This is a genomic window from Halorientalis brevis, from assembly GCF_042678165.1.
Classification (GTDB): domain Archaea; phylum Halobacteriota; class Halobacteria; order Halobacteriales; family Haloarculaceae; genus Halorientalis; species Halorientalis brevis.
This window is the reverse complement of the sequence record NZ_JBHUDJ010000009.1, coordinates 1-15,181: the sequence shown is the minus strand read 5'-3', so window position 1 is coordinate 15,181 and position 15,181 is coordinate 1. Positions and strand designations below refer to the sequence as shown.

At 55.8% G+C, this 15,181-nt stretch carries 17 protein-coding genes and 2 pseudogenes; 3 read left to right on the top strand and 16 right to left on the bottom strand.

Translation table 11 applies throughout. The features are described from left to right. Positions 1 to 636: 636 nt before the first annotated feature. From ACFR9U_RS14370 to ACFR9U_RS14350, 5 genes and pseudogenes are all read right to left on the bottom strand, one after another. The gene (locus ACFR9U_RS14370) at positions 637 to 1,044 is read right to left on the bottom strand and encodes a hypothetical protein (RefSeq protein ID WP_247381690.1); all 408 of its coding nucleotides are present in this window, start codon (positions 1,042 to 1,044) and stop codon (positions 637 to 639) included. 1,294 nt (positions 1,045 to 2,338) lie between these two features. Further along, positions 2,339 to 2,932 (bottom strand): hypothetical protein, encoded by a 594-nt coding sequence (locus ACFR9U_RS14365; protein WP_247381691.1) that lies wholly within the window; start codon positions 2,930 to 2,932, stop codon positions 2,339 to 2,341. A 218-nt stretch (positions 2,933 to 3,150) separates the two neighbouring features. Then, positions 3,151 to 3,954: a hypothetical protein gene (locus ACFR9U_RS14360; RefSeq protein ID WP_247381692.1), complete on the bottom strand. Its 804-nt coding sequence runs from the start codon at positions 3,952 to 3,954 to the stop codon at positions 3,151 to 3,153. A gap of 164 nt (positions 3,955 to 4,118) precedes the next feature. Then, positions 4,119 to 4,229: pseudogene (locus tag ACFR9U_RS14355) on the bottom strand (IS6 family transposase); the annotation flags it as partial. Between the two features lie 101 nt (positions 4,230 to 4,330). Next, entirely contained in the window at positions 4,331 to 5,641 is a 1,311-nt protein-coding gene (locus tag ACFR9U_RS14350) for a hypothetical protein (protein WP_379814605.1), read from the bottom strand. Between the two features lie 320 nt (positions 5,642 to 5,961). On the opposite strand from ACFR9U_RS14350, the gene ACFR9U_RS14345 reads away from it, so the two are divergent. Both ACFR9U_RS14345 and ACFR9U_RS14340 read left to right on the top strand, forming a co-directional pair. Next, on the top strand, positions 5,962 to 6,168 hold the full coding sequence (locus ACFR9U_RS14345; protein WP_247381694.1) for a hypothetical protein: 207 nt from the start codon (positions 5,962 to 5,964) through the stop codon (positions 6,166 to 6,168). Positions 6,169 to 6,474: 306 nt separating this feature from the next. Beyond that, positions 6,475 to 7,683 (top strand): RNA-guided endonuclease InsQ/TnpB family protein, encoded by a 1,209-nt coding sequence (locus ACFR9U_RS14340; RefSeq protein ID WP_247381696.1) that lies wholly within the window; start codon positions 6,475 to 6,477, stop codon positions 7,681 to 7,683. Positions 7,684 to 7,823: 140 nt separating this feature from the next. Here the strand turns inward: ACFR9U_RS14340 and ACFR9U_RS14335 are convergent, their stop codons facing one another. The 10 genes from ACFR9U_RS14335 to ACFR9U_RS14290 form a co-directional block, all read right to left on the bottom strand. Continuing rightward, positions 7,824 to 8,051, bottom strand: a complete 228-nt coding sequence (locus ACFR9U_RS14335) for a hypothetical protein (protein ID WP_247381697.1) — start codon at positions 8,049 to 8,051, stop codon at positions 7,824 to 7,826. Then, a complete protein-coding gene (locus tag ACFR9U_RS14330) occupies positions 8,044 to 8,241 on the bottom strand; it encodes a hypothetical protein (RefSeq protein WP_247381699.1) in 198 nt (65 codons plus the stop codon). Before ACFR9U_RS14330 ends, ACFR9U_RS14335 begins: the two co-directional genes overlap by 8 nt. 47 nt (positions 8,242 to 8,288) lie before the next feature. Then, positions 8,289 to 8,705, bottom strand: a complete 417-nt coding sequence (locus tag ACFR9U_RS14325; protein WP_247381701.1) for a DUF8129 domain-containing protein — start codon at positions 8,703 to 8,705, stop codon at positions 8,289 to 8,291. Next, the gene (locus ACFR9U_RS14320; RefSeq protein WP_247381703.1) at positions 8,702 to 9,007 is read right to left on the bottom strand and encodes a hypothetical protein; all 306 of its coding nucleotides are present in this window, start codon (positions 9,005 to 9,007) and stop codon (positions 8,702 to 8,704) included. Before ACFR9U_RS14320 ends, ACFR9U_RS14325 begins: the two co-directional genes overlap by 4 nt. Beyond that, complete coding sequence (locus ACFR9U_RS14315; RefSeq protein ID WP_379814601.1) at positions 9,004 to 9,369, bottom strand: hypothetical protein; 366 nt, start codon at positions 9,367 to 9,369, stop codon at positions 9,004 to 9,006. The genes ACFR9U_RS14320 and ACFR9U_RS14315 overlap by 4 nt, the downstream gene beginning before the upstream one ends. A gap of 1,163 nt (positions 9,370 to 10,532) precedes the next feature. Beyond that, positions 10,533 to 10,799 carry a HalOD1 output domain-containing protein gene (locus tag ACFR9U_RS14310; protein ID WP_247381706.1) on the bottom strand — a complete coding sequence of 89 codons (267 nt, stop codon included), beginning with the start codon at positions 10,797 to 10,799 and terminating at the stop codon, positions 10,533 to 10,535. A gap of 202 nt (positions 10,800 to 11,001) precedes the next feature. Then, positions 11,002 to 11,850: a DUF6884 domain-containing protein gene (locus ACFR9U_RS14305; protein ID WP_247381708.1), complete on the bottom strand. Its 849-nt coding sequence runs from the start codon at positions 11,848 to 11,850 to the stop codon at positions 11,002 to 11,004. 7 nt (positions 11,851 to 11,857) lie between these two features. Further along, positions 11,858 to 12,811 carry a DUF6610 family protein gene (locus tag ACFR9U_RS14300; protein WP_247381710.1) on the bottom strand — a complete coding sequence of 318 codons (954 nt, stop codon included), beginning with the start codon at positions 12,809 to 12,811 and terminating at the stop codon, positions 11,858 to 11,860. A 292-nt stretch (positions 12,812 to 13,103) separates the two neighbouring features. Then, a complete protein-coding gene (locus ACFR9U_RS14295) occupies positions 13,104 to 13,913 on the bottom strand; it encodes a nucleoside phosphorylase (RefSeq protein WP_247381712.1) in 810 nt (269 codons plus the stop codon). Positions 13,914 to 13,952: 39 nt separating this feature from the next. Next, complete coding sequence (locus tag ACFR9U_RS14290; RefSeq protein WP_379814598.1) at positions 13,953 to 14,501, bottom strand: class I SAM-dependent methyltransferase; 549 nt, start codon at positions 14,499 to 14,501, stop codon at positions 13,953 to 13,955. Between the two features lie 178 nt (positions 14,502 to 14,679). Here ACFR9U_RS14290 and ACFR9U_RS14285 point away from each other — a divergent pair, with 178 nt between their 5' ends. Next, positions 14,680 to 15,003 carry a DsrE family protein gene (locus ACFR9U_RS14285; RefSeq protein ID WP_247381717.1) on the top strand — a complete coding sequence of 108 codons (324 nt, stop codon included), beginning with the start codon at positions 14,680 to 14,682 and terminating at the stop codon, positions 15,001 to 15,003. 32 nt (positions 15,004 to 15,035) lie between these two features. Here ACFR9U_RS14285 and ACFR9U_RS14280 read toward each other — a convergent pair. Further along, positions 15,036 to 15,181 (bottom strand): annotated as a pseudogene (locus ACFR9U_RS14280) (helix-turn-helix domain-containing protein); the annotation flags it as partial.

The following is a 15,181-nucleotide window of genomic DNA, read 5'->3' as shown; positions in this document are numbered from 1 at the left end:
CCAAAACCTGGTTCCATCCATGAGGCCATGCGCGTTTGCGTCACTCCATGGATTTTGTCATAGGCCGTCACCGCGACGTAGGAGTTCGCGAACCCGACGAGACTGAACAGACCAATCAAAAGAGGACGCCATGTCACACGGAGGACTGCAATTCCGGCGACCACCGCCAGGAGTGCCAGCCAGAGGCCATACTGTTCATGAAGGCCAATCACGGTTCTGTGACCGACACCAACGTGATACCGCCAGGGCACTAGAAGACTGGTCACGATCACCAGGCATGCGATAATCCCGAATCGTTGGCTAGAATTAAATGAGTTTGGCAATCTATCTTTTAACACTATTGTGTGGTAGGTAGGCGAATAATTATTTCCTGATGCGTGTTTTCTATACGATTCATAAGTAATGTCGCTACTTATGGTATTGGGTAGCAGTACTACTATCAGGACTTCAAATTCAACGATCAGCAGTTGGAGTACTTATTGAAAAACCTGTGCTGACCGGCCTTGCCCAAGAACCGGACGTGATCTGGAACTGCTCAATAGACCTGCATACCGAGCAGTTCCCCCGGCCGGCTGTCCAGCACTCCCGACGTCGACCGGGTTTAGGTAGCCGAATCTATGATATTCAGCTGTTGAATTATCTTCCCTCGATTACCGGTTCCTTTGTCGATATTGACTCTAGCTTGTTTCGTTCTATAGTTACTACGAACCGGAGCTTCAGATACGGATAGTCTGATTGGGGGAGTAACGCCCAACTCTCGAAGACGTATTTCCCATCTGGGAAACACGCCCCGTTCTCGGGCATATTGTAGATCTCGTATTTGTTACTGACAGTATCCCCTGGCCCAAGATTTGGTATCTTGGCAACATCGTTTATCAATATTCTCCCATGGTCAGATTCCAGTTGCCAACAGCCATCAACAGGAGTTGATGGAGGTGTATTTGACCCCATCTCTGGATGATAGAGGAACAGCTGATCGGAAGACCCTGAGCTATCAGACACTGCCGACGAGAACGGTGGTGTCGGCCCAAACTCAAGCTCCACTGGGAAATCGGCGGAATTGCTCAATTTGAGCCTGATTTGAGGAGGGTGTGATTCGTCTGCTCGGTGAAGAAGGGCCCCACTCCAGTCGAATGAAAACTTGGAACGTGGAACCGGGGTCATTGTCTGTGTATTAGGCGTTTCAGAGACAGTACGGTTTGTGTTATTATCAGATTGGTCTGGTCGTTGACAGCCCGAAAGACTCAGTCCTACCAGAGGAATTCCCACAAAAAATCTTCGTCGTGAAAGTGGAGGGGACATACTCCCTAAAGTATAACCGAGATATAAGTTATTTCTGTCGACATTACTGGTGAGGGGACTCACTTTCAGTTACGCCGGCCAAAAGGACACGGGACGGACATCAAGGGAGAAATCGGCGTCCGTTCCGGGTGTGACGAGCCGACCGATTCGCCCGCAGCCAGGTGATAGCCATCTCGCGGTTGATGAACCACGTCGGGTGTGATCGGACGCTCGCGGACCCCGTAGGCTAAGACCAATCATGACCACGAGGCCTGGGCCTCCGAACTTACTATTCGAGATTGCTCTCTTGACACACTGTAGTGACCGGACGGGCAGCAAATCTGGTGCTTACTGCACATGCGCATCTATCACAGAAGCCCGCTCGCTCAATTGGAGATGATTGTCTCTGTATGCCGTTATTTCACGCCATCCATAGTAAGGAGACCCCACGTCCCACCACTGAACAGAATTGTCAAAAGCAGTCGTGTCGCGAGTCCTGATCGCTGGTCGAGATTCAGGCCGAACGTGGCCCCCATAACCCCAAGTCCAACGAGCACTGCCGTCGGGACGGCAACACGATCGTTTCGATAACTACGGATGCCGAGCAGAGTGATCAATACACCGGTTCTGACGGCTGGGGAATGCGACGAATTGGTCTGTGGAGAACTCATCCCGCCTGATTAGACGGAACCGTCTGCCAGGTCTGAACTTCCTGAGTGGCAACACTCTCGTTCGAGGCCGAAACCTGCTCGAATATTGGAATATATCTGAATTCTATTCCCGAAATCCGCTTGCACGGTCATTTCTACGCTATTATAGACACGGAATAACAGTAATTGACCCGAGTTTTCGTCCATCCTCCGAAACTGTGGATAAGGTCGATAATCAGTTCGATATCGCTTTTTGGGATGTATATCGTCCCGGCGTCAACGCGCGCCGAATTCTCTCTCCGTTGTGTTCGGACAGCTCGGAGACCCCGATTGCCTAGGGGGAAATATCACCGTCCGGCGTCGTAACAGTCGCGTCCTCGGTCACCCACAGGAGAGCGACGGGCGGGTTATTCGTCGCTTTCCTCCTCGATGAGAAGGTCGGTGAACAGTGACCATGAACAGTCGATGTCGTGGTGCTCGATCAGATCGAGCGCGGCCAGAACGGCGCTGTCGTTGGAGAATCCATCTGACGCGAGGTCCCGCAGGTTCCAGCAAACTGTCTCGATACGCCCGCCTTTCCGGTGGAGATTCCCCTCTGGTTCCATCGCCAATCCGAGTTCTTTCCAGTCCTCGACAGTACCTTCGATGGTGAGCGACCAGGCCTCTGGGCCGCCGGCGCGAACGTAGCCGTCCATCGCGTGTTCATCGAGCACCCAGTCGACGATCGTGTTTTTGCAGAGCGTTGGTCCCCGACCCTTGAATTGTGGATCGAGGACTTGTTCGAACGCGTCTGCGGTGTTGATTTCGTGCTCGATAGCCACCTCACTGACCTCGTGGGTAGCAACGATCTCGGCCTCGTCGTCTGGGCAGATCTGACGCGAAAACGTTGCTGGGCCGGTTGCGACCACTGTCACTGTCGGCAACGCCCCGGTGGTGGGTTCGCTGGACTGGTCGAAAACCGATTCGGCGTCGAGCATCTCTGCACTGGAGTCTGTTGTCATCGTGGGTCAGGAGGGACCATCCCTCCAGTTCCCTCGGGGCAAACAAACCGCGGTCGACACCCCGTGTTCGATCTGAAAAACCCTCTAACCACGGGAATGAGGCGTTCTCTCTGGGACTTTCACTCGAAAGTCGGTGTGTTCAGATACGCGCCCTGAACGCGACGAGCGATTGCGGCTGTGACTCGTCGCGGACGTCTGGGGAGGCGACAGCCGAGTCCTCAGTGTTCAGGCAACTTTCCGTCGGGGCGGGGCACCAGGCCTGCCCGGATCTCAATATCGACCCGGCGGATGTGCTTACACCGATCAACGCGCTCGTCGGGACAGCTGCACTCTTCGGCAATCACGTCGACCTCGTAGTAGCTGTCCGAGGCCGAATGGACCTCGTACTTGCCTGGCTTTTCGAGGAACGAGACGTCCATGTCCTCGGTTTTTGCGCGCTCGGTCCGTGGTTCGTCGTCGTCTTCGACGGCGAAGGGATCCTCGTCGGAGTCCTCCATCTCGCTGTCTGCGACCCGGGCTTGCATGACGCCGCCATCGGCCATCGCGTCTGCCGACCCACTCCAGCGGGCGTCCTCGACACGGACGTGACCGGCAACCGTCTCGGCCGAGAGCGGGCCAATCGAGAGTCGATCGACGAGCCGGAGCACATCCCACTGCGAGGCAGTCTCGGGCGGCTGGATGACGAACTCGTGTTCGTCAGTGCGTTCGATCGTGTACTCGCCGGTGGGGAGACCGTCGGTGATGAAAGCGGCGACGCGGTACACTGAGAGGCCCGTCACGGCGTTGGACTGGGCGTGATCGAGACGGTCTTGACATCGGTCGCTTGGGGGACCAGAGTGCTCGACCGTCGCGAGTGCGCCGACTTTGCACTCAGGGCAGGTCCAGAGGATCGCCATCCGGTTATTTGAGGTGTGTTGCGACCCGCGTTCGAGGCTCGTCTCACAGAACGCACAAGTTTCGACGTCAGGTGTTGTCTGCTCGCTCGCGTCGCTACTGGCGGTGGTGGTGTCGTCGGTTGACATGCTGTGGTCGCGGAACGCCCACAGTGGGACGCTCCCTCACCCGCTTCGGGAGAATAAACCGACACGGCAGCTCTGGTCAGGCTCTCTCAGATCTAGATCGATCAACAGCTGACTTTGGATGGAATAATACAGCGTACATGTACAGTAGCGGAGCTGTGCGAGAACCGCACTGACTGCCCCATCGAATTAAGTCGCGCCCCGAACACCCGCACGGGTGTTGAGGTGCGCTTGTTCTCCCAAACCGCCTCAAAATCTACGTCTAACCTCTCTCTAATAGGGCTCCGAGTCTCAGAACTAGCTCTTGTTATGATTTCTTCGCTCCTCAAACTCTCTGAACTAGAACGGCCGTTTTGGCCCTGTTAGACCAGTCACGAGGCTAGAGTGTCCAGACAGTCCGAATTCCGTTATAAGATAATCTAATCTCAATATCACTCCTCGAAACAGAAGCAGGCAGGTAAAATATCATAATTCCTGACTCTTCTTCCCCAGGGTCACCGGACAACACAACCCGGGGATAACTAGTCCCCTCCACCGGTGATGTAAGTTCCAACCCGTCGACTGAACGCCCCCCGATGTTCGTATAAGTCTGGTCTCCCACTACGATCGTCAATGGCTCTTCCCATCGCTCAGGGAGACTTTGCTGATCTGTCGTTGAATTTGTCGCAGTGAATCTAGCGACAGCTATCTGCTGATCATCGCCTACCTCCAACCCCTCGACTACTGGTGATTGAGTAAGCGCCAAGTCTGAGACTGTATACTCGATACCTTGTGGACCTGTCCACGTGTCGCCCAACTGTACCTCTGGTGCAACGATATCTATAGTCTCAGTATTTGTTGAGCCGACCGAAAGATCAGCACTGCCCTGATAGTATCCGTCAACAGCCAGTTCGAGCTTCTCATCTCTGGTTTCGCCCGCTTCAAGCGTATACTCAAGCGTTCGGCTGTCTGAAAGAAGGTCGGACGTCACTACGGTAGTATATCTACCAGTCCGGCCGCCCGTGTTCTTGACCGATACCGTGGCTTCAACGGTGGTGCCTACCTCACCCTCTTCAGGGAATTGGATCTCTTCTGCAAATGTGACCGTTTTTGCGTTATCAAATTGTAACTTCCAGGTCACCGGTTCGTCATCCTGTGTTCGCATCTCACGCACCCGCAGCGTCCCAGCAGAAGTGTCAGCAGGAATCTCGAAGACCAACCACCCACGGGTCGTACTCCCGATCTCAGGGCCTGTAAACCCGCCACCGACCTGATATAAACTGGCGTTCACAGGTCGGTTGAGACTTTCGACATCGACGTTGTCGATGCTGTAGGAAGCCGATTCAGACTCAAGTCGGTAGTCTGTCCTCGCCGGTACTGTGCCGTTTTCGGTTTGTTTTCTGGCCTGTACGTCAAGGAGGATGAATTGTTTCCCGTCTTCTGGACTCACTACGGTGTTGCTGTAGTCGCCGATGGCATACAGCGTCTGCGTGACTACCACCTCATTAACGGTGAGGCGGGTCTCTCCAGACGAGACGCGTGTTTCGCCGGTCTGATCAACCGCTGGTGTCGTCGTACTGTTCTCAGCTCCAGTCGTTCCCTCCCCCGCAGTGCTGTTGTCACCGCCTGACGAGCAACCAGCGACACCAGTAATGCTAGCCGCGCCAGCAGCAAGCAAGTACTCACGCCGTGACACTCTTTCTTTTGACATCGTGTCGGACATATTGACTTCCTTCTTAAATATCAAATCGATTCATCATCTGACGAGGCGGATTCTCCGACCCCTGAAGTCCGGGATGAAGCCGACACCCATCTTGACAAACTGCCATTCGATAACAAGGTCGGCTCTCTTCACCCCCTGGGCTCACGGGAACCTTGCAACGGCGTATACATTGCCAGTTTTGCTGAATAGGTGCTCTCTACTGAGCGCTGATAGATTGAGGTGCCCCCTTCTCACTCTCCGTTTGAGTTACTCGGCGAGACAGGTGCGACGTACTGCGATTTGATGGAATCGCCTTCCTGCCATTGCAAATGGATGTAGCGGTTGTCCTTGATCTCCTTCGTGGTGAGGGTGCCTTTCGAGCGTGGCAGGTCGGCTTTATTACGAGCGTTCCTGACCTGGTCGTCGAACTCGTCGTCGTCCCACTCGTCGGGAACTTCGTAGACAGCCTGGGTCTGGATCTCTTGGGCAGCTTCGGCCTCGCGATAGTTGGCCAGTGCTTCGGCATACCGCGCTAGTTCTCGGAGCGTCTCGGCGTCCTGCTTTTGCGTTCCCTCCCGAAGATATTTCGGCAGACTGGTAGGCGGCTCAGGCTCACCTAATTCGAGGCGGAGTCCCCACCCTCAAGGAGCGCCGGGCTTCCGGCCCCGGCGAAAGCACACGCGAGTAGGGTGGGGGGACAGCGAGGGATCGGAGAACCCTCTGCCCGTGCGAACGGGCCTGCGGCCTGTGAGCAGAAGCTGACCCGGTACCGACCAGCCGCCAGACTGTTGCCTACCAACTCCCAATCATTAAGTGACTATAACCATATATGTGAAAATATCGTGGAATACCGTCGTACCGCCGTTATAAAGCTCGACACGCCCGAAGGCACGGATCCACACCTGCGGGAGACTGTCGATCAGTTTAAATACTGCGCCAACACAGCGAGCGAGTGGTGCTGGCATGGTGACGACGGATACCACGTCACATCGAAAGCAAAGGCCGAAGATGCACTGTACGACCAGCTACGCGAGGACACGGAGTTGACCGCGAATCTCGTCCAAAAGGGGATTCGCCAAGCCGTCGAATCCATCAAAAGCGGCGTCGAACGTCTCAAAAACGACCAAAATACGTCCTGCCCGACGTTCACGGCGGATACCGCCATCTACGACAAGCGAAGTGCCACGTTCCACCGTGACCACGTTTCGCTATCGACACCGGACGGGCGTATTGAGTGTGACTACATTCTTCCCGACGATGCCGACATACCGCCGACAAAGTACGTCGCCAACGAGGACTACAAGTTTCGGCGGGCAACGCTCCATCGGCGCGATGGCCACTGGTATCTCCATGCGTCGATGCTCAAAGAGGACGACGACACCGAACCCACCTCCGGGCACAGAACAGTCCTCGGTGTGGACCTCGGTGTGAATCAACTTGCGGTCGCTTCAACCGGACGGTTCTGGTCGGCAGACGAGTTTAACCACTGGAAGCGAGAGTATGAACAACGGCGTGGTGACCTCCAACAGTGCGGGACACGGGCGGCTCACGACGCGATAGAAGGGGTCGAACAGAAAGAGGACGGACGCTTCGAGATATTCCTGCATCGTGTCGCCAACGAGATCGTGGCCGAAGCCGTCGAACACGACTGTTCGCATATCGTCTTCGAGGACTTGACCGACATTCGTGAGAACGTGCCACAGGCGTCGTGGCACCATTTGTGGGCGTTCCGTCGCCTCTACGGGTACGTCGAATACAAAGCTAGAGAGCAGGGCGTCGAAACCGTCCAAGTGGACCCACGGAACACTTCGAAGCGGTGTTCGGCCTGTGGATTTACCCACGAAGATAATCGCCACGGCGAGGACTTCGAGTGTCAGGATTGCGGCTACCAGAACCACGCCGACTACAACGCTTCCAAGAACATCGGCTTGCAGTATCTCCGGCGTCGGCAAAACGCAGACGACGGAGGCGCACCCGTAGACGTGCGCTTGAATCGCGGGACGTTGAACGTGAGTGGAGAGTACGACCTTCCCGCCTCATCTGAGGCGTAGAACGGGAGTCCACGCGAAAGCTCTACCCTCAACGAGCGAGTGGGGCCATTGCCCCCGAGCGAAGTAGGGTAGGGTAGTTTACTGGGCATGGTTCACATTCTCGTTAACCAACTTGTGACCCGGAAAAATGACTCTGTTGGTTAACTATATGCTGGCTCTACCCATGATTCGTATAGGTGGCTATGGGCTTGCGGATTCACGACCGTCGCGACGCCGGTCACGTCGGTCAGACCGTAGTCTTCGCGGAGCAGAGCGTGGATGTTGGCGGCGATCTCGACTGCCTGATCTGGGGCTAGCTCGTCCCCCTGAGTAGGAATATCGTCTGGTCCAATATCGTGAACCTCGATGAACCCCCGGTCCTCAGGCATTGCTTTCCTCCTGTCTGGCGATTATCATCGTCGTTTCGGGCGTCTCTCCGCCGACTTCCCTGATTTCGATGAACTCCGAGGTGGCGAGGGTCTCTTTGATCAGATCGATGAACGGCCAGTCGGCTCCCGGTGGGAAGACGACGGTGGCGCTGTTGGCTGTACGATCTGGGTTGTCGGTGTTGTTGTTCATGGATCTCCCCACTCCTCTAGGAGAAGACAAACTGGGTGTTACCTCGACTACTGTTGCAATTCCTTGATCCGTAGGACCAGCGATTCGATGATGGCGACCCGCTGCTCATGAGTGTTTTCGTAGCCGATGTACTGCTGAACTGTCTCAACACGGTCCATGCAGGAAATCCCCGCTTTGATCCGGTCGATGTCGGAGCAGTCTAGCAACCTCTCGGGCGGAAGCTGCTCACGCAGAGCGGCGTCGCGATCACTCGTGCGAACACCACCGGGGAAGTCACCAAGCGTGACCTGCTCGTCGCGCTTGAACCGACACTCAGGATAGTGCGCTAACAGCGTGTCGTCGACAACCTCCCAGAACCCGAACTTACGTGGTTCGACCGACTGCCAGAATCGAGCCCGTGGCAGTGCTTCGTCGACGCGTTGACGCTCGTCACGGGACCAGGAGTCGCGCTCGATGTGGGTCATCGGCGACGTCCCTCCGGTCGGTCAGCCATGTACTGCTCGGCGAGATCGAGTGCTTCGGCGAGTGTGTCACGAGAGCCGATGGGCTTGTTCGCTCGGACCAGTTGCCAGCCAGACGGCTTCTGTTTCAGGAGAAGTGTCTTCGGTGTCTCTGGAATGTGCCAACCAACAGTATTACTGGTGTGGGCTTGGTATTGCCACTCGCCAGTGGCAGCATCGATAGCCCGCTCTTTGGTATTGAGCAGTTGGTCCCCTGCAGGTGACCGGCGACCGCCAGCGCCGAAATCGCCGAGTGTCGTGTTCATGCTGAGAACCTCCCCTGCTCGGACTGCGACTGTTGCCACCTGGCGATGATCTGTACTGCGGCCTCGAATACAGCTGCAATCTGCTCGTCGACGGACGCGTCATTGGTAACGTTGACGTCGAGGAGGAGCCGGAGTTCGTGAATATCCTCGATACTGAGGACTGGCATTTGCCGAAGCAGTGCTTTCAGGATGTATCCCTTTACATCTCGGACGGAAGGAGAACTGGGAAGCTGACAGACGACAGTTGTGCTGATCTCGGCGTAGGCGTCAGTGACGCTGCCTGCGTTGAACTCTAGGTGGTCGGTGTCTTCGAGGGCAATGCGCTGACCGGTATCTGCCTCACTTGTTGACTGCATCCTCACTAGCTGGGGGCACACAAACGGCCGGCTGCTAATTTGTAACCAACATAGCACGTCGGATCGGCCTGATGTTGGTTAATTTCTCATTGGAAGGTTGATGATTAGCGCGTGACCGACGATTCCGCAGGCGAGTAGCGAACTCACCACAGGTGCGACTTGGATGTTGACGTCGAGGACGATGAGACTGCCACTTGTAAGCGGTTGTGTCGCATGAGTCGGTAGAGAAATAAACCAGAGGGGCCACCACACACCGAAAATATTGGTTACGCTGACAGCTCTGAGAACTCTATGGGACAGACCGAGTCTGTGTCGTGGTCTCTTCTCCGGGTGCCGTTCGTGTAGGAAGGCATGGAATCCAGGTAGTACGAATTCAGTCACTACGTGACCCAATGGGCTGTATTACCAATACCAGGGCCGGAGAATGGCTATGTGCGGAAGAGAACAAGGGTGGATAGGCTGGTACACCCATACCAGCACACACAGCACTCAGATGGCTTGAGGATGTCTCTTCCGTGCTTCACCCATAAGCTCCACGTCCCTCTCAACACTCCGTACCCACCCACTTTCTGGACGTACATGACGTTATAGTGATTGTACAGAGCGTCCATCTGGGTAACTCAGTGCTCTCTCTACTGTGGGACCATACGAGGCGATCTCAACTGCAACGATACAGAATTGCAGGAGAGCGGCAGCAATCTAATTCTCGGTATGAGGAAATCGTCTTCGTATGAGATGGCGGCCCACCGTCACAGAGTCATCCGCTGGTGAAACGAATACCCGGACAGTTGGTCAGTGTACCGTCTGTGGCAAGGTATACCCCATCGAGAAAACAGCAACCAACGAAGTACGTCCGATTGGGACCGACGGCACCTGTCTCTGTGGCAACTCAAATTTCACAGTGCCGTCAGAAGAAGCGCAAACATCCGGGAATGATAAATAGGTAATAACGCAACCACTTCGCTGGCTTATAGTCCGTAATACAAACTTGTAGGATATTGAAGTGTGTTCTGCGGAAGGGAAGTCCAACAGATGGCGGTCTCATCTGCCAGTGCCGACTGCAGTCGGCTGCTGGTGGCCAAACCCTTCCACTTCCGCTGTTGTCTTGTCATCTCAACGCCCCACCCTCTGACTCAAAACCGAAGTACAAATCAAGGGACTATCTAGACTCACTCGCTCTGTTGTGTGAGCTGAATATATCCGTCCGCATGGGCCGTCACCTCATAACCGTGATAGGAAAACGAAACCTGCCCTGCCATGCGTGGTGAATTGGCGACCGGATCAAACAGTTGATCAAGTGCATCTGGATCAACGACTGACTGCAGTGGGTTGAGATCCGTTGGAGAAACGTCTTTAGCCCGAGCGACTTCAGCGACAACTCGCTCAGTCATCGTCAGCCGGTCCAATTCAGCCGTTTCAGACTCTAAGCATGCCATTGGTCGGACCTATACCGCCACGTGGTAAAGGTGTTTTGACGATTTTGTTCGAATATTCAACCCGCGAGCATGTATTTGAACAATCCTGGCATAATAATTTACAAGATTGTACGCCGTCGAATACAACCCACTAATACTAGGATGTCGTAATTGGCTATGCGTTTGAATATCGGCCGCTATGTCGATCTGCTGGAGACTCTCGCTACACATCGGTTCTCCTTCCATCGGTGAGCGCGTCCAGGCGGCGCTGCTCGGTTGCGATGAATCGATCGGGGACGTCCTCGAAGGTATCGAGCGAAGCTTGTTCTGTCTCCTCGATGTCGATACTGGGACGGTCGACCTGCCAGCGGGCCCGGTCCCGGGTATAGCCACCCCCGAATGCGGAGAGTTCACCGGCCTGTGTTGGTACTGCTGATTGCAGTGTCTCTGCTCGCTCAATCAGCCATTCGTGCCGCTCACGATCGTCTGTGAGGTCCTGATCCTGGAATGGGAATCGAACGGTTGCTTTCGGAGGCAGCGTCTTGATCGACTGCTTCTGGTCCGTCGCGAGCGATTTCGGGCGTTGCTCGAATATCTGTCGCTCGCGAAGCGCGGCGACGTAGTCGTCATCAGCGACGACGACCAATTCCCTGCAGGGGGACGCTGTCTGATCGGCGCGATACGGTCGCCGAAGCCAATCAGCCAATTCTGTTCGGACCGACAATGCCCACCTGTCGAGACGGGATTTGACTGGCTCGCCGGGTGGAAGTTCGTACTGCTGATCAGTTTCGAGTGGCTCCGATCGAAGATCTGCGACGGTTGCGCCGACAGGTTCGATCTCGTGACGTGGGGGAACGACGCCGTGGTCGGCCGACAGCACTGCCCAGGTGTTCGCTTGCCGGTTCGCTTCGCCAGCCCACTGGGTCGCTGCAGCGGCGTAGTGGCATTTGGCGACGAACGCCGGCGACAGTGAGAGGTCCTGGCCTTCGCACGGTTCATCGGCGCTCACGTCTGAACAACCGACGAGGACGAATCGGCCGCGAGTCGCGTCTGCGCGGGTATTGTTACTCAAGGTTCCCTCACCCGCTCTGGGGAGAACAAACGTCGACGGGCGTCAGTCCCTCGTGGTATTCGACGCGCTTGCGCTCGTGGTCGGAGCGATATGCGAGTGTCTGGCCGTTCTCGTACTCGACGACGATGGCATCTTCGAGCTCGCGCCCACTGGCATGGTGGCCATCGACGGCCCAGACGCGGTCATACGGATCAGTTTCAAGCGGGCACTTGCCCGACTCGCTAACCGGCCACACTCCGACTTGCTGCCAGTATCGCTTGATCCAGTCGAGACTCCGGCGGACGGTTTCGCGGATCGAGAGGTCGTCGGCGTTCTGGTAGCCGTGGGATGTAAAATACTCGCCTTTCAGCGCTGCGAGATGCACGCCATTCCAGTCGACACCAACGATGTCGGCAGGTGGTTCGCCGGTAACGCGTGGTTGAGTGAGCGCCTGAATCGCCTTGTACTGTTTCGGTGGACTCGCACCCAGCAAATGCACCCGCCGTCCTCGCCAGTCCACGATATTCGTGTACTCGTCGGCGGTCTGATCGCTGTAGCCCATCGGATACCCGAGGACGATATCGTCGTCGATGGTGCCGATCGCGTCGCGGCACTTCGGGACAATGATGATCTCGACGTCGTCGAATTTGTCTTTCAGTTCCCGTGCTGCTCTGTTGTAGCGACGTGCTTCCGTTCGGTCGTAGGCATCGCCGAGGATGCCAACCCGGGGATTATAGCCCTCGAAGCGGCGGATATATCGGTCCAAGTCGGGATTGCGAAAGTCGTTGTCGAGGATTTCGACTGGGATGTCGACGTTCCGCAACGTGTTCTGATACGTGTAGTCCTCGCGAATCCCGACCGCAAAGCCAAGTCGGTAGGCGTCGATCACGAACGGCTCACGGTGGAGGAATCCGACGTAATCGGCCAGCTGTGCGTCGGTGAGTGCTGCTGCTGACCAAGAAGCGTATACGTCTGAAGACATCGTATACCTGAACGCCATGGACGGCGTCCAGCTGGTGAGCGCAGCACAAACTGATTGAGAACTGTCATCTGGGTTGGCTACTGAAGATTCGACTGATGGAATAGCGGCGCCGTCAACAGGATGTACTCGCGAAACACATAGATAACGGAGGGGTCACACTGGACAGATAATGGATCTATCAAACTCACTGTGCAAGATACAGAGAACCCCATACAGCACGACTAAATTGAAATCGTTCTCACACATACGATTCCAGAAAACGACCAGTTGTGAGTTGCTGAGAGGCTGCTGCTCAGTTTTTAGATCGCCAGGCGGTAGCTGCTGCGTCGATAACCTCTAATGCATCTTGACTACCATCTGCTTTCCCCTTCTCGAAATCCTCCTCAGTCTGCCCCATCTGGTTGGTCACGTGCGCGAAGCAAACGATCGGTCGCTTCCGAACCTCCGCAAACGTATACAGCGCTGCTGCTTCCATTTCGACAGCGAGGATTCCTTCAGACCGGGCTCGTTCAATTGCAGTCTCAGTCTCCCGAAATGGGGCGTCAGTCGTCCACGTTGTCCCCGTATACACAGGTCGTGAGACCGATTTGCATGCCTCTTCGACCGACGCACAGAGATCAGCATCGAGCGTCGCATACTGGCTTGCTGATCGGTAGTGATGACTCGTCCCTTCGTCACGGAGCGCACGGTCTATAAGGACGAAGTAGGGTGGGTCGTCTTTCGGAATAATTTGACCTGAGGAGGTGACACTGATGAGGAACTGGCAGCCGGCAGCGAACAGCTGCTCTGCGACGAGCACGGCGAACGAAGCGCCGACCGCACAACCCACGATACCGAATTCCTCGCCATTGTATTCAAATCGATAGAGGTCGGTATGATAGCCAGGCCACGTCTCGTCTTTCGCTGCTTCATCAGTGGCCATGAGCTGTCGCACGATATCCCCATCTGGATCGAGAATACAGATATCCGGAACCGAGCGTTCTGGGAGGTCCTTCTGCCGTCGAGCATTCTCCAACAGCGCACTTGGCCTGAAAACGGACTGTTCGTCGAATGCTTTCGCCTCGAAAAGCGGAGATGTCTCCGAGTCGGACGAGCCAGACATGTAGTTCCTATTCAGGGAACCCCGGCAAGGATATTGTGGTCACTCACGCGGCGTCCCGACGACCGCTGAGATCGCGGCTTTCGCTGGATCTGCACTCTCGAAGATTTCCTCGTCGGAGATACTCAAGAAAAACTCTTGCTCGCCATCGACGTATTCCAGTATTGTGTCCGCCAACTTCGCAGAATCCCGGTGGACCATCCGCTGGAAGTACGATCCGTCCCGCTGAAGATTCGATTGGACGTACTCCGAGTGTGTATTCAACAGCAATGTAACGAGAGTTCCATCGGAGTCGAGGACGCGAGCTGCTTCTGTCAGGACTGCATCGATATCGGGTATGAATTCGAGCGTGGAGATGCAGACGACGGCATCAACAGACGCAGTCGCAATGGGAAGAGCGGTTGCATCGCCACGAATGAACGGGGCAGCCACTCGGTCTCGTGCGGCGTGAAGCATCGTCGCTGAGCGATCCAGCCCGAGTATCTCGCGTTCGGGAAAGCGTTCTTCGAGCGACCCGATGCCGCAGCCAACGTCGAGAATCCGATCGGCACCTGAGACCTGCTCTTTGACGTATCTTGCTTCACGGTCCATGACCGCAGTCCCGAACTCGCTCTCACAGAACCGAATGAAACTCTCGACGTCAGTCATTGTAGACTCGTGCCTCCGCCTCGATTTGTCCCTTACCAACCATCATTGTAAGCACCGCCCTGATTTTCCGTCTACGAGAACTGTCACGAGGTCTCAAGTGCACTCTCGCCATTGTTCTCCTATGGAACTCGGAATCATCCTCGAGACGAACGATCCTGAGCGCGTCTGGAATGCCTTCCGTTTGGCAAATACGGCACTCGATGCGGACCATTCAGTCGAAGTCTTCCTCCTCGGAGATGGCGTCGAGGCACCAGCCCTCGAACACGAGAAGTTCAACCCACACGGCGTGATGCGCAAGTACACGCAGAACGGCGGCGACCTCTTTGCCTGCGGGACGTGTCTCGACTCCCGCGACCTCGATGCAGACGACCTCAGACCCCGGGCTTCGATGGACGACTACCTCCGAATCGTGGAGGACGCTGAGAAGGTACTCACTATCGGATAGCCAGGCAACAAATCCAGTGACCTTCCAGCAGCTTAATCGGCAGCCTGTTCGGGCTGTCGTGTCTTTTCGACCTGTAAGGGGTCGTCCGTCGCTGTCGCGGTGACCAAGCGCAAGAACTGCCCCGCGTTCGTGAGGAGTTTGTTCTCCGCTTTCCGGAGGTGTTCTTCGTACGTCGACC

Bases quoted from the DNA above. Each gene is read 5' to 3' on its own strand.
- ACFR9U_RS14365 (WP_247381691.1), bottom strand. From the start codon at position 2,932: ATGACAACAGACTCCAGTGCAGAGATGCTCGACGCCGAATCGGTTTTC.
- ACFR9U_RS14360 (WP_247381692.1), bottom strand. From the start codon at position 3,954: ATGTCAACCGACGACACCACCACCGCCAGTAGCGACGCGAGCGAGCAG.
- ACFR9U_RS14350 (WP_379814605.1), bottom strand. From the start codon at position 5,641: ATGTCAAAAGAAAGAGTGTCACGGCGTGAGTACTTGCTTGCTGCTGGC.
- ACFR9U_RS14345 (WP_247381694.1), top strand. From the start codon at position 5,962: ATGGATGTAGCGGTTGTCCTTGATCTCCTTCGTGGTGAGGGTGCCTTT.
- ACFR9U_RS14335 (WP_247381697.1), bottom strand. From the start codon at position 8,051: ATGCCTGAGGACCGGGGGTTCATCGAGGTTCACGATATTGGACCAGAC.
- ACFR9U_RS14330 (WP_247381699.1), bottom strand. From the start codon at position 8,241: ATGAACAACAACACCGACAACCCAGATCGTACAGCCAACAGCGCCACC.
- ACFR9U_RS14325 (WP_247381701.1), bottom strand. From the start codon at position 8,705: ATGACCCACATCGAGCGCGACTCCTGGTCCCGTGACGAGCGTCAACGC.
- ACFR9U_RS14320 (WP_247381703.1), bottom strand. From the start codon at position 9,007: ATGAACACGACACTCGGCGATTTCGGCGCTGGCGGTCGCCGGTCACCT.
- ACFR9U_RS14310 (WP_247381706.1), bottom strand. From the start codon at position 10,799: ATGGCATGCTTAGAGTCTGAAACGGCTGAATTGGACCGGCTGACGATG.
- ACFR9U_RS14300 (WP_247381710.1), bottom strand. From the start codon at position 12,811: ATGTCTTCAGACGTATACGCTTCTTGGTCAGCAGCAGCACTCACCGAC.
- ACFR9U_RS14295 (WP_247381712.1), bottom strand. From the start codon at position 13,913: ATGTCTGGCTCGTCCGACTCGGAGACATCTCCGCTTTTCGAGGCGAAA.
- ACFR9U_RS14290 (WP_379814598.1), bottom strand. From the start codon at position 14,501: ATGGACCGTGAAGCAAGATACGTCAAAGAGCAGGTCTCAGGTGCCGAT.
- ACFR9U_RS14285 (WP_247381717.1), top strand. From the start codon at position 14,680: ATGGAACTCGGAATCATCCTCGAGACGAACGATCCTGAGCGCGTCTGG.